This is a genomic window from Variovorax sp. RCC_210, assembly GCF_041355175.1.
Lineage (GTDB): Bacteria > Pseudomonadota > Gammaproteobacteria > Burkholderiales > Burkholderiaceae_C > Variovorax.
On sequence record NZ_JBFUPJ010000025.1, the window covers coordinates 1 to 12,171 of the forward strand.

The following is a 12,171-nucleotide window of genomic DNA, read 5'->3' on the forward strand; positions in this document are numbered from 1 at the left end:
TTCCCGCAGCGAAATAAAGGAGGAGCGAAGCGGGGGACATTCGCGGAGGGAAGTACCCGGCGGCCTGTTCACACGCCATGAAAACAGTGCCAACAGCGCAAGCCGCACCTGACATGACCCCAGGCCCCCACAGCCTCCTGCAACTCATCTGGCTCGCCTCCCCCGCCCTGCCGGTCGGCGGTTTCTCGTACTCCGAAGGCGTCGAGGCCGCAGTCGAGTGGGCGGGCATCGATTCAGAACCGCGCGCCGCCGAATGGCTGGCAGACCAGTTGCACCTGAGCTTCGCGCGCGGCGACCTCGCGCTGTTCGCACAGGCCGTCGGCGCCTGGCGCGCCAACGACATGCAGCGCGTGCGCGAACTCAACCAGTGGGTGATGAACACGCGCGAATCCGCCGAGTTCTTCCTGCAGACCGAACAGATGGGCCGCTCCTTCGTCGAGTGGCTCAAGCTGCACCACGCCGACACGGCCGAAGTCTTCGCCGGCCTGCCCGCCACCTACCCCGTGGCCTTCGCCTTCGCGGTGAGCCGCACCGACGCCAGCGTGCACGACGGCTGCCTGGCCTTTGCCTTCGGCTGGGCCGAGAACATGGTGGCGGCGGCCGTGAAGGCCGTGCCGCTGGGCCAGAGCGCGGGGCAGCGCATCCTGGGGCGGCTGTCGCAGGAAATTCCCGACGCCGTGGCCCGCGCCATGGCGCTGGGCGACGACGAGCGGCAAGCCTTCGCCCCGCTGCTGGCCGTGCTCTCGGCGCGCCATGAAACACAATATTCCCGCCTCTTCCGAAGCTGAACCGAACGGACCCCCGACATGACTTCCGCCCTGCACCACATTCCCCATCGCACCAAGAGACTGCCCCCGCTGCGCGTGGGCATCGGCGGCCCGGTCGGCTCGGGAAAGACCACGCTGCTCGAAATGCTCTGCAAGGCGATGCGCGACAAGTACGACCTCGTCGCCATCACCAACGACATCTACACCAAGGAAGACCAGCGCCTGCTGACCGTGGCCGGCGCGCTGCCGGCCGAACGCATCATGGGGGTGGAAACGGGCGGCTGCCCGCACACCGCGATCCGCGAAGACGCCTCCATCAACCTCGAGGCCATCGACCGCATGCTGGAAGACTTTCCGAACGCCGACATCGTGTTCGTCGAGTCGGGCGGCGACAACCTCGCCGCCACCTTCAGCCCCGAGCTGTCGGACCTGACGATCTACGTGATCGACGTGGCCGCTGGCGAGAAAATTCCGCGCAAGGGCGGCCCGGGCATCACCAAGAGCGACCTCTTCGTGATCAACAAGACCGACCTCGCGCCCTACGTGGGCGCCAACCTCGACGTGATGGAACAGGACACGCAGCGCATGCGCCGCCAGCGCCCCTACGTGATGACCAACCTGAAGACCCACACGGGCGTGGCCGAGGTGGTGGCGTTCATCGAAGAGCGCGGCATGCTGGCCGCAGGGTGAAACAGCGCCTCTGAACGCAGAGGCCAGCCCGGCTCACAGGCCCGTCGGGCCGACCGGCTCAGGGCAGGCCGAGATAGATGCGCAGGTCGTCCTTCACCGTGCCCGCCGAGGCCACGGCGGTGCGCAGCCGCTCCTCGCTCACGCCGAACCACTGGGTCCAGTAGTCGACTTCCTTCAGATCGGTGACGTCGATCCGTTCATCGTCCTGGGGAATGCGGATCTCGGTGTCTTCGCGCATCGTCTTCTCCTGAAGAGCTAAAGAGTGAGGGGTGTGAGGGTGCGGCCAGGGCCGGAAGGGCAGTGTCCACGCCCTCCCCCGCCCGCCAGCCGGACGATTCCGACGCGCGGTGCAGGACAACTCCGCCACCCGCCCCTGACACGTCGCCGCGCGCCGCGCCACGCGGCGCCGTCCTGCACGCGCCACGTTGCTTCGATGATTGAATTTGGTATCAAACCTTTTTCTAACCACGATTCTCATCACGGAGGAGCAACATGGCGCCGGACTCCCACAGACTGCTGAGCGTCGGCGTGCCCGGGCTGGACAACGTGCTCGGCGGCGGCCTCGAGCCCAACCGCCTGTACCTGCTCGAAGGCACACCCGGCGCCGGCAAGACCACCATCGCGATGCAGTTCCTGCTCGAAGGCGTGGCACGCGGCGAGTCGGTGCTGTACGTCACCCTCTCTGAAACCGAGACCGAGCTGCGCGGCGTGGCCGCCTCGCACGGCTGGGACGTGTCGGGCATCCATGTGCGCGAGATGCTGCCCACGCAGGACAGCCTGCAGCCCGAAGAGCAATACACCATGTTCCACCCCTCGGAGGTGGAACTCAGCGAAACCACGCTGCGCATCCTGAGCGACGTGGAGGCGCTGAAGCCCTCGCGCATCGTGTTCGACTCGCTCTCCGAACTGCGCCTGCTGTCGGGCACCTCGCTGCGCTACCGGCGGCAGATCCTGGCGCTCAAGCAGTTCTTCGCGGGCCGCCAGTGCACGGTGCTGCTGCTCGACGACATGACCGCCACCGAGCACGACCTGCAGGTGCAGAGCATCGCGCATGCGGTGGTGCGGCTGGAGCAGTCGAACTCCGACTACGGCGCGTCGCGCCGCCGCCTGCTGGTGGTGAAGTACCGCGGCCAGTCGTTTCGCGGCGGCTACCACGACTACAAGATCCATCGCGGCGGGCTGCAGGTGTTTCCGCGCCTGGTGGCGGCCGAGCACGTGAACGACGCCGCGCTCACCAAGCTGCCCAGCGGCATCGAGGAACTCGACGCGCTGCTGGGCGGCGGGCTCGAGAACGGCACCAGCACCCTGCTGGTGGGCGCGCCCGGCACGGGCAAGTCGTCGGTCGCGGTGCAGTTCGCCATCGCGGCCGCCAAGCGCGGCGAGTCGGCCGCGCTCTTCATCTTCGACGAGAGCGTCAACACCCTGCGCACGCGCTGCACGGGCCTGGGCATGACGCTGGACCCGTACCTGCAGTCGGGCCAGATCCGCATCAAGCAGGTCGACCCGGCGGAGCTTTCGCCCGGCGAGCTGGTGCACGAGATTCGCCTGGCGGTGACCGAGCATGGCGCGAAGGTGGTGGTCATCGACAGCCTGAACGGCTACCTGAACGCGATGCCCGACGAGCGCTTTCTGATCGTGCAGCTGCACGAGCTGCTGACGTACCTCGGGCAGTCGGGCGTGGCGACCATCCTGGTCGGCGCGCAGCACGGGCTGATCGGCATGCAGATGCAGACGCCGGTCGACGCCAGCTACCTGGCCGACGCCGTGGTGCTGCTGCGCTACTTCGAGGCCGACGGCGAGGTGCGCCAGGCGATCTCGGTGCTCAAGAAGCGCGGTGGCGCGCACGAGCGCTCCATTCGCGCGTTCTCGATGGACACCACGGGCCTGAACGTGGGCGAGCCGCTGCGCCATTTCCGCGGCATCCTGACCGGTGTGCCGGTGCCGATCGACGGCATCGCCACGCCTCCGCAGTGACTGACACGACCACGCACCCGGCGGCCGCGAAGCCGCCGAGCGACACCCCGCAGCGCGACACCTTGTCTCGCGACGCCTTGCCTCGCGAACCCGAGCTGCGCGAACCCCAGCTTCGCGTGCTGATGCGAACCGCCACCGCCAAGGACGCAGTGATGGCCTCCGCCGTGCTCTCGCACGCCGGCATCGAGACCCAGGTGTGCCCCAACCTGCCTGCGCTGCTGCGCGAAATCGGCCATGGCGCGGGTGCGCTGCTGGTGTCCGAGGAAGTGCTCGCCGGCAACGGCGCCACCGAGCTCGCCGCCGCGGTGGCCGCGCAGCCGCCGTGGTCCGACCTGCCGGTGCTGATCCTGGCGCGCCAGGGCGCGGACTCGCGCGCCATCGCCACCGCCATGGAAGGCACGGCCAACGTCACCGTGCTGGAGCGCCCGATTCGCGTGGCCTCGCTGGTGAGCGCGCTGCGCAGCGCGTTGCGCGCGCGGCGGCGGCAGTACGAGCTGCGCCGCATCCTCGAAGACCTCAACGAGGCCGACAAGCGCAAGACCGAATTCCTCGCCACGCTGGCGCACGAGCTGCGCAACCCGATGGCGCCGCTGAGCACGGCGCTGGCCATCCTCAAGCGCAAGGCGCTGGCGCCCGAGGCCGCGCTGCCCTACTACGAGCTCATGGGCCGGCAGCTGGAACACATGGTGCGGCTGGTGAGCGACCTGATGGAGGTGTCGCGCATCACGCGCGGCAAGATCGAGCTGCAGATCGCCGAGCTCGCGCTCGACCAGGTCATTCGCGGCGCGGTCGAGCTCAGCCGCCCGCTGATGGACGCGGGCAAGCACACGCTCACGCTGCACATGGCCGACAGCTCGCTCGCGGTCGAGGGCGACAGCGTGCGCCTCACCCAGGTGTTTTCCAACCTGCTGAACAACGCCGCCAAGTACACGCCGGAGGGCGGGCGCATCGACGTGTTCGTCGAGCGCGACGACCAGGGCCACGCGGTGGTGCGCGTGAAGGACAGCGGCGCGGGCATTCCGCAGGCCATGCTCGGCGCCATCTTCGACATGTTCGTGCAGGTGAGCGACACGGCGCGCGCCGCGCAGGGCGGCCTTGGCATCGGCCTGACGCTGGTGAAGAGCCTGGTCGAGCTGCATGGCGGCACCGTCGCCGCGCGCAGCGAGGGGCCCGACCAGGGCAGCGAGTTCATCGTTTCGCTGCCGCTGCTGGACCACAGCGTGCGCGCCGGCAAGAAGGCCGACGCGGCGCAAGAGGCCATCGCCTCGATGCATCGCATTCTGGTGGTGGACGACAACCGCGACGCGGCGGAGTCGCTCGCGGCGCTGCTCGGACTGCTGGGCGCGCAGACCGCGGTGGCCTTCAGCGGCCCCGAGGCGCTGGAAAAGGCCGAGAGCTTTCGCCCGTCTTTCGGCATCCTGGACATCGGCATGCCGGGCATGGACGGCTGCGAGCTGGCGCGGCGGCTGCGCGCGCACCCGCAACTGCATGGCATGGGGCTGGTCGCGCTCACCGGCTGGGGCCAGCCCGACGACCGGCTGCGCATTGCGCGCGCCGGCTTCGACCACCACTTGCTGAAGCCCGTGGACGTCGAGGAGCTTTCAGGCGTGCTGCGCAAGCTGGCGTCGCGCGAAGCGGGTTGAAGCACATAGCTCCAATATCCTGAAGAAGCCGCGAATGCGAAAGAAGGGCCACTGTGGCCCTTCTTTTTCAGAGTTCGCTGCCGTCGCGCAGCTGCCGCGCCTTGTACACCAGGCGCACGCTGGCACGGCGCGGGTCGCTCACCTGCTGCACATACACGTCGGTGTCGTTGCTCACCCAGGCCGCATAGGCACTACCGGGGTCGCGCGACGCAAGCTCGGCGCCGAACGCACCGCGGCCCCATTGCACGAGCGCCGCGAAGGCCGACGCGCCGTTGTCCGGCGTGGCCTGCGCCGTGGCCACGTACTCGACGCGGCGCAGCTCCGACGCCGCGAAGAAGAAGGTCGGCTCGAACAGCAGGCCCGCCATCTCGACCGGCGCGCCGTGCCAGTTGCCGACCAGGCCGCCGCTCAGGCGCTGGGGCCGCGGCACGCGTTGCGCGGCCGGCACGGCGGCCTGCAGTTCCTCGGCCGACATGCCCAGGCGCACGCCCGGCGGCAGGGACTGGGCATGCAAGGCGCCTGCGGCAAGAAGCGCTGCGCCGGCGGCGAGGGCACGAAGAAGGGTCGGCAAGGCGAAGGGGCGCACGTTCGGCATCGAGAGAAAAAGCGGCGGAACCATGGGACCGCGAGTATGACCCGGAGTTCCATGGTGCCGCCGCGACGGGTCTCTCACCCTGCAGATGCTCTTGAGGCTTCAGAGGCTTTCAGCGCCCTTTCGATGCCCGTCACTCCTCGACGAAGGCCTCTTCCCGCTTCGCCTTCACCGAAGGCAGCAGCACGATCACCAGCAGCAGGCCCGCCACCACCAGCAGCCCGGCCGACAGCGGCCGCGTGACGAACACGCTCCAGTCGCCGCGCGACAGCAGCAGCGCGCGGCGCAGGTTCTCTTCCATCATCGGCCCGAGGATGAAGCCCAGCAGCAGCGGCGCGGGCTCGCACTTGAGCTTCAGGAACAGGTAGCCCACGATGCCGAAGATGGCGACCATCCACACATCGAAGGTGTTGTTGTTCTCCGAGTACACGCCCACCGCGCAGAACAGCACGATCGACGGGAACAGCCACTTGTAGGGAATGGTCAGCAGCTTGATCCAGATACCGATCATCGGCAGGTTCAGCACGATGAGCATCAGGTTGCCGATCCACATCGAGGCGATCAGGCCCCAGAAGAGTTCGGGGTTGCTGGTCATCACCTGCGGGCCCGGCTGGATGTTGTGGATGGTCATGGCACCCACCATCAGCGCCATCACCGCGTTGGGCGGAATGCCCAGCGTGAGCAGCGGAATGAACGAGGTCTGCGCACCGGCGTTGTTGGCCGACTCGGGGCCCGCCACGCCGCGGATGTTGCCCTTGCCGAACGGCACTTCGCCGGCCTTGAGCTTCATCTTCTTCTCGATGGTGTAGGCCGCGAAGGCCGACAGCAGCGCGCCGCCGCCGGGCAATATGCCCAGCGCCGAACCCAGCGCCGTGCCGCGCAGCACCGCGGGCGTCATGTCCTTGAAGTCCTGCTTGGTGGGCCACAGGCCCTTCACCTTGGCGGTGAACACTTCGCGCTCATGCTCGGGCACGGCCAGGTTGGCAATGATTTCGCCGTAGCCGAACACGCCCATGGCGATGGCGATGAAGCCGATGCCGTCGGTGAGCTCCGGAATGTCGAAGCTGTAGCGCGCCACGCCCGAGTTCACGTCGGTGCCCACCAGGCCCAGCGCCAGGCCGAACAGGATCATGGTGATCGCCTTCAGCAGCGAGCCCGAGGCCAGCACCACCGCGCCGATCAGGCCCAGGATCATCAGCGAGAAGTATTCGGCCGGGCCGAACTTGAAGGCCAGCTCGGTCAGCGGCGGCGCGAACGCGGCCAGGATGAGCGTGCCCACGCAGCCCGCGAAGAACGAGCCCAGCCCGGCCGCGGCGAGCGCCGGTCCGGCGCGCCCCTTTCTTGCCATCTGGTAGCCGTCGATCACGGTCACCACCGAAGACGACTCGCCCGGCAGGTTGACCAGGATGGCGGTGGTCGAGCCACCGTACTGCGCGCCGTAGTAGATGCCGGCCAGCATGATCAGCGCCGACACGGGCGGCAGCGCGTAGGTGGCGGGCAGCAGCATCGCGATGGTCGCGACCGGGCCGATGCCCGGCAGCACGCCGATGAGCGTGCCCAGCAGGCAGCCGACGAAGGCGTAGACGAGGTTCTGCGCCGTGAAGGCGACGCCGAAGCCGATCGAGAGGTTGGTAATCAGGTCCATGTGTCTTGTCTTCTTGTTCTTCTGTGAATCAGCCCGCGATGAAGGTCGGCCACACCTGGAACTGCAGCTTCAGCGCCACCACGAAGGCCAGGTAGCTGCCCAGCGCGAGGATGGAGGCGAGCACGGTCACGCCCTTCCAGCCGAAGTTGTCGCCCGCCAGGCTGGCGATGAAGGTCAGCGCGTAGATGGCCACGATGAGCCCCATCGACGGCAGCCCGATGCTCGGCAGCCCGCCCAGCAGCACCCCGAAGATGAGGTTGGCGCCGATGATGAACACCAGCGGCTTCCATGCGATGCGCCCGATGGGCTCGCCGTCTTCCGTCTCGACGCTGAGCGCCTTGAGCGTGATGGCCACGCCCATGAGGGCAATGAGGATGCCCACGATCAGGGGAAAGTAGCCGGGCCCCATGCGGGCACCCGAGCCCACGTTGTAGGTCGTGGCGCCCCATGCGAAGGCCACGCCGAAGGCGCTGAAAAGCACGCCCGAGCAGAAGTCTCTCTGACTCTTGATTCTCACCGTTGATGTCTCCTGGAACTGCGTTGATCGGCACAGGTTGTGCGCCGAGCGATCCTAGGAATTCGGGGCGCTCCTGTGTATGACCAACACATTGCCGTTCGGCAATGTGGCCGGCGCGCGTGGTGCGTTCAGTCGTCCGCCATCGGCAGGTCGATGCACGCGCGCAGGCCCGGGCGCGCATCGGCGAACTGCAGCCGCCCGCCGTGCAGCGCCACCACCGCCTGCACGCTGGCCAGGCCCAGGCCGTGGCCCGGCGTGCTGCGGTCCAGCCGGTGGAAGCGCACGCCGATGCGCTCGTACTCGGCCGCGGGAATGCCGGGGCCGTTGTCCTGCACGAAGAGCTGCGCGCGGCCGTCGACGGTGTGCGTGCCGATGCGCACCGTGGCGCCGGTGCCGCCCTCCATCGCATTGCCGGCGTACTTCAGCGCGTTGTCCAGCAGGTTGGCCGCCGCGCCCGCGAGCAGGTCGCGGTCGCCCAGCGCCACGGCCATGTCTGCGGGCTCGCGCAGCAGCATGATGCCGCGCGCCTCGGCCACCGCCTCGTACAGCTCGGCCACGTCGTCGGCAATCACGTGCAGCGCCACGGGGGCGAACTGCTGGCGGCGCGCGCCGGCCTCGACCTCGGCGATCTGCAGCAGCTTCTCGAACACCACGGCCAGCTCTTCCAGCTCGCGGATGGCGGTGGCCACGGCCTCGCGCTGCGGGTGATCGTGCGGGCCTTGCGGGCCTAGCGGGTCGCGCCCCTCTTTCGCCTGCAGCGCCTCCTCCACCGTGCGCAGCCGCACCAGCACCCGCGTGAGCGGCGTGCGCAGGTTGTGCGCAATGGTGTTGGACACGTGGCGCACGCCGTCCATCAGCGACTGGATGCGGTCGAGCATGGCGTTGATGTCGTGCTCCAGCAGCGCGAACTCGTCCTCCTGCCCCGAGGGCGCCACGCGCTCCTGCAGCTCCCCGGCCGCGATGCGCGCGGCCGTGCGGCGCACCGCGCCCACGCTGCGCTCCAGCTCCTGGCGGAACACGAAGGTGCCGCCGATCAGCAGCAGCACCGCCACGATGCCCGCCGCCGCGCTGGCGCTGGCCACCAGCGACTCAATCGACTCCTGGTCGCGCAGGTCATGGCCGACCACCAGCTGGCCGCCGTCCGGCAGGTGGCGGATCACGATGTACGCCACCACCGTCTGGCCCGCACGCACCACGCGGCGGTGCACGCCGTCGCCCGCGTCGGGCGCGGCCGAGGGCATCTGGTCGAGGTTGCCGGCGCGCTTGTTGCCGTCGCGGTCGGTCAGCAGGTAGATCTCGTTGTCGGAGTTGCGCCCGTCCGACAGCGCGTTCGATATCTCGCCCGCCACGCCGTCGGCGCCGCGCGCGTCGTAGCGCACCATGAGCTGCTGCATGCTCGCGGCCACCTGGCGCACCATGCGCTGCTGCAGCACGCCCACCGTCTGCATGTACACGATGGCCAGCGCCGCCAGCATGGTGATGGCCACCAGCAGCCCGTAGTAGAAGGCGAGCCTGAAGCCCACCGAGCGCCACAGCTGGCGCAGGGCCTGGGTCATTGCGGTGGCTGTTGCTGTTGTTGTTGCTGTTCCGGCGGGGCCAGCGTGTAGCCCACGCCGCGCACCGTGTGGATCAGCGTGGGCGCGCCGCCCGCGTCGAGCTTGCCGCGCAGGCGGCTCACCTGCACGTCGATCACGTTGGTCTGCGGGTCGAACTGGTAGTCCCACACCGCCTCCAGCAGCATGGTGCGCGTGACCACCTGGCCCGGATGCATCATCAGGTACGCCAGCAGCCTGAACTCGCGCGGCTGCAGCGCGATGGGCCGGCCGGCGCGCTCCACGTGGCGGCGCGCCAGGTCGAGCGTGAGGTCGGCCAGCTGCAGCGTGCGGATCTCGGGCCCGGTGCGCGAGCGCCGCACCAGCGCCTCGGCGCGCGCGGCGAGCTCGGAGAAAGCGAAGGGCTTGGCCAGGTAGTCGTCGCCGCCGGCCTTCAGGCCGCGCACGCGCTCGTCGAGCGCGCTCAGTGCGCTGAGCACCAGCACCGGCGTCTTCTTGCCGAGGGCGCGCATCGTCGAGAGGATCGAAAGCCCGTCCACGTCGTTGGGCAGCATGCGGTCGAGGATGACCAGGTCCCACGACTCGCCCGTGGCGCGCGCGAGCGCGTCGGCGCCGTCGCGGCTGATCACCGCCACATGGCCGAGCGAGCGGAAGCCCTCGGCGATATAGCGCGCGTTGTCGGCGTCGTCCTCCACGATGAGGCAGCGCCACATGGCGGTGGCGCCTAGCACGCCGGCGCCATGCCCCGGCGCGGGACAACGGGACGGGCCGGGAGGGAAGAAAGATCGGGGAGTGACTGCGTTCGGATGCTCATGGCGATGGAGTCGGCCGGCCCACCGTCCATCCGGGTGCCGCCGGGGCCATCCTAGCCGCGATTGAAGCAGAGAAAGCGCAGGGGTTTCATTACCGTTTGTCCATGTTGGCCTGGGCCGGGGCCCGCGCCGAAGCTGGAGTCCGCTACGCCTGCAGCAACGGCAAGCGCAACGTCAGCCCCAGCACGCCGCCCGCGTCCGGCGCCGAGTAGATGCGCCCTCCGTGCCCGCTGGCAATGCGCTCGCACGCCCTGGCGCTCGCAAGCGCCGCCGCGGCGTGCGCGCTGTCGAAGAAGCGCGCGAGCGGTGGCCGCGCATCGACGGCATCGAGGTCGTGCCAATGAATCACCGCCTGCTCGCCTTCGGTGTGCGCGCGCACCTGCAGCGTGGCCCCCGCATGCATCACGCTGGCCGCATAGGCCGTGACCTTGGCGAGCAGCTCACGCAGCTCGGTCTCTATCGCGAGCACGGGCACGGCTTGCGGCGGCAAGTGGAGGTCAACGCGAAGCGGCTTGCCGCCTGCCTCGCACGACGCCGCATCGAGCAGCGGCCGCAGGTCTTGCACGCGGCTGTCTTCCAGCCGCTGCCGCGCGTGCTGCCGGGCTTGCGCGGCCAGCTCGCGCGCCTTCGCGCCCTGGCGCAGGTTGGCGAGGAACAGCGACACCATCAGGCACGCCACGCCGCCGAGCCCCAGCGCGATCACGCTGGCAATGACCACGCCGAGGTTGCCGGTTTGCAGTTGCCCCGCGGCCGCCATCAGCGAGCCCCTTGAGGCGGCGCCTCGGGTTCGCCCGGCGCCGTGCGTGCGCAGTCGTTGCCGGGGCCGGGCGGGCCGCGTCGGTCCTCGGAGCCTCCGCAGCCTTCGCGCCATTCGGGCGACGGCGGCCTGCGTGGGCCACCCACGGGGCCATAAGGCATCTGCGGTCCGGCCATCGGCGGCGGTTCGCCGCGCCAGCCCGGCGGCGGCGGACGGTAGGGCATGGGTGGCGGGGGCAGCACGATGCAGCCCGCGAGGCTGCCGGCCGCCAGCGCGGCTGCAAGAAAACGGATCGGGATTCGGTTCATTGAAAAACTCGTTGTGGCGTTGCGGGCTGCTCTTCATCGAGCCGCCGACACGCATGCTCTCGTCCAAATTCGGAGGAATCTTGAGAACGCCGCGTGTTCGCAGAAAAAGTTGCGGGCGCGCATGTGAAGTGGCGGTGAAGCGCATGCACGTGCACTCGCCGTGAAAACACCTCGTACGAAAAATCTCCCAAAAGCCGCGCGATGCTCCGCAACCGAAGGAGCCCCCCAATGACCATTGCCTTGCACAGCGACACTGCCTCGACGCTGGGCGTACAGCAGCTCGCCAGCGCGTTCAGCCCCACCTTTTCGCACCTGCGCATTCTTCGCAACCTCGTCATTCCGATGCCCGAAGGGCATGCGGCGCGCACGGCCCGCATCGACGCGGTGCTGGTCTGCGAGACGGGCGTGTACCTGTTCGAGATCAAGGCCTGGCGCAACGCCTTCGTCTACCGGGAGAAGTCCGACGAGTCGCCACCCCGCTGGTTCCTGCGCATCAACGGCTGCAAGAGCGCGCGCGAGGTGAAAGACCCGGCGTGGCAGGGCGGACGCAAGACGACGCAGTTGCGCAGCCTGTTGCCCGACGACCTGCGGCTCCAGTACTTCGTGCTGTTGCCGTGCGAAGGCGTCGAGCTGGAAGGCGTGATGCCGGCGGCTGTCATCACCCAGCAAGACCTGCCCTACATCGCACGCCTGGTTCGCAACAACGGCCGCACGGCGCGCACCTACCGGCTGATGGATGCGGAAGGTATCGATCGAACTGTGGAGCGGCTGCTGGAGATACAGGACGCTACTCGGGCTCTGTTGTTGCAGTAGTTGTTGCTGCTGCTCGTGGGGTGAGAACAGGCCGCCGGGTTAAAAAACACCGAAAGAACGCACTGCAGAGCGCCAAGAGACAAGCACCCTGACCACACAC

The 12,171-nt window shown here is 68.9% G+C and carries 13 protein-coding genes; 5 read left to right on the top strand and 8 right to left on the bottom strand.

The genetic code is table 11. From position 1 onward, the window contains the following. The first annotated feature begins 113 nt into the window (after positions 1-113). Both AB6807_RS37885 and ureG read left to right on the top strand, forming a co-directional pair. Positions 114-788 (top strand): urease accessory protein UreF, encoded by a 675-nt coding sequence (locus tag AB6807_RS37885; protein ID WP_371088608.1) that lies wholly within the window; start codon positions 114-116, stop codon positions 786-788. Between the two features lie 18 nt (positions 789-806). Further along, the gene (gene ureG, locus AB6807_RS37890) at positions 807-1,457 is read left to right on the top strand and encodes an urease accessory protein UreG (RefSeq protein ID WP_371088609.1); all 651 of its coding nucleotides are present in this window, start codon (positions 807-809) and stop codon (positions 1,455-1,457) included. A 58-nt stretch (positions 1,458-1,515) separates the two neighbouring features. On the opposite strand, the gene AB6807_RS37895 is transcribed toward ureG, so the two are convergent. Then, positions 1,516-1,695, bottom strand: a complete 180-nt coding sequence (locus AB6807_RS37895) for a DUF3606 domain-containing protein (RefSeq protein ID WP_116909195.1) — start codon at positions 1,693-1,695, stop codon at positions 1,516-1,518. Positions 1,696-1,949: 254 nt separating this feature from the next. On the opposite strand from AB6807_RS37895, the gene AB6807_RS37900 reads away from it, so the two are divergent. Beyond that, a complete protein-coding gene (locus AB6807_RS37900) occupies positions 1,950-3,431 on the top strand; it encodes an ATPase domain-containing protein (RefSeq protein ID WP_371088610.1) in 1,482 nt (493 codons plus the stop codon). Beyond that, on the top strand, positions 3,428-5,074 hold the full coding sequence (locus AB6807_RS37905; RefSeq protein WP_371088611.1) for an ATP-binding protein: 1,647 nt from the start codon (positions 3,428-3,430) through the stop codon (positions 5,072-5,074). The genes AB6807_RS37900 and AB6807_RS37905 overlap by 4 nt, the downstream gene beginning before the upstream one ends. Positions 5,075-5,141: 67 nt before the next feature. Here AB6807_RS37905 and AB6807_RS37910 read toward each other — a convergent pair whose 3' ends face one another. The 7 genes from AB6807_RS37910 to AB6807_RS37940 form a co-directional block, all read right to left on the bottom strand. Further along, positions 5,142-5,588: a hypothetical protein gene (locus tag AB6807_RS37910; RefSeq protein ID WP_371088612.1), complete on the bottom strand. Its 447-nt coding sequence runs from the start codon at positions 5,586-5,588 to the stop codon at positions 5,142-5,144. Positions 5,589-5,799: 211 nt separating this feature from the next. Next, a complete protein-coding gene (locus AB6807_RS37915) occupies positions 5,800-7,311 on the bottom strand; it encodes a tripartite tricarboxylate transporter permease (protein ID WP_116909198.1) in 1,512 nt (503 codons plus the stop codon). Positions 7,312-7,339: 28 nt separating this feature from the next. Then, complete coding sequence (locus AB6807_RS37920; RefSeq protein ID WP_116909199.1) at positions 7,340-7,828, bottom strand: tripartite tricarboxylate transporter TctB family protein; 489 nt, start codon at positions 7,826-7,828, stop codon at positions 7,340-7,342. Between the two features lie 128 nt (positions 7,829-7,956). Next, on the bottom strand, positions 7,957-9,384 hold the full coding sequence (locus AB6807_RS37925) for a sensor histidine kinase (protein ID WP_371088613.1): 1,428 nt from the start codon (positions 9,382-9,384) through the stop codon (positions 7,957-7,959). Continuing rightward, positions 9,381-10,094 (bottom strand): response regulator transcription factor, encoded by a 714-nt coding sequence (locus AB6807_RS37930; RefSeq protein ID WP_371088663.1) that lies wholly within the window; start codon positions 10,092-10,094, stop codon positions 9,381-9,383. Before AB6807_RS37930 ends, AB6807_RS37925 begins: the two co-directional genes overlap by 4 nt. A 244-nt stretch (positions 10,095-10,338) precedes the next feature. Beyond that, positions 10,339-10,950 (bottom strand): ATP-binding protein, encoded by a 612-nt coding sequence (locus AB6807_RS37935; protein WP_371088614.1) that lies wholly within the window; start codon positions 10,948-10,950, stop codon positions 10,339-10,341. Next, a complete protein-coding gene (locus AB6807_RS37940) occupies positions 10,950-11,258 on the bottom strand; it encodes a hypothetical protein (RefSeq protein WP_371088615.1) in 309 nt (102 codons plus the stop codon). Before AB6807_RS37940 ends, AB6807_RS37935 begins: the two co-directional genes overlap by 1 nt. 228 nt (positions 11,259-11,486) lie before the next feature. Between AB6807_RS37940 and AB6807_RS37945 the strand changes: the two genes are divergently transcribed. Further along, complete coding sequence (locus tag AB6807_RS37945) at positions 11,487-12,071, top strand: nuclease-related domain-containing protein (RefSeq protein ID WP_371088616.1); 585 nt, start codon at positions 11,487-11,489, stop codon at positions 12,069-12,071. Positions 12,072-12,171: the final 100 nt, after the last annotated feature.

Excerpts from the sequence above, each read along its gene's own strand:
- AB6807_RS37885 (WP_371088608.1), top strand. The coding sequence starts at position 114 with ATGACCCCAGGCCCCCACAGCCTCCTGCAACTCATCTGGCTCGCCTCC.
- ureG (WP_371088609.1), top strand. The coding sequence starts at position 807 with ATGACTTCCGCCCTGCACCACATTCCCCATCGCACCAAGAGACTGCCC.
- AB6807_RS37895 (WP_116909195.1), bottom strand. The coding sequence starts at position 1,695 with ATGCGCGAAGACACCGAGATCCGCATTCCCCAGGACGATGAACGGATC.
- AB6807_RS37900 (WP_371088610.1), top strand. The coding sequence starts at position 1,950 with ATGGCGCCGGACTCCCACAGACTGCTGAGCGTCGGCGTGCCCGGGCTG.
- AB6807_RS37915 (WP_116909198.1), bottom strand. The coding sequence starts at position 7,311 with ATGGACCTGATTACCAACCTCTCGATCGGCTTCGGCGTCGCCTTCACG.
- AB6807_RS37925 (WP_371088613.1), bottom strand. The coding sequence starts at position 9,384 with ATGACCCAGGCCCTGCGCCAGCTGTGGCGCTCGGTGGGCTTCAGGCTC.
- AB6807_RS37930 (WP_371088663.1), bottom strand. The coding sequence starts at position 10,094 with ATGTGGCGCTGCCTCATCGTGGAGGACGACGCCGACAACGCGCGCTAT.
- AB6807_RS37935 (WP_371088614.1), bottom strand. The coding sequence starts at position 10,950 with ATGGCGGCCGCGGGGCAACTGCAAACCGGCAACCTCGGCGTGGTCATT.
- AB6807_RS37940 (WP_371088615.1), bottom strand. The coding sequence starts at position 11,258 with ATGAACCGAATCCCGATCCGTTTTCTTGCAGCCGCGCTGGCGGCCGGC.
- AB6807_RS37945 (WP_371088616.1), top strand. The coding sequence starts at position 11,487 with ATGACCATTGCCTTGCACAGCGACACTGCCTCGACGCTGGGCGTACAG.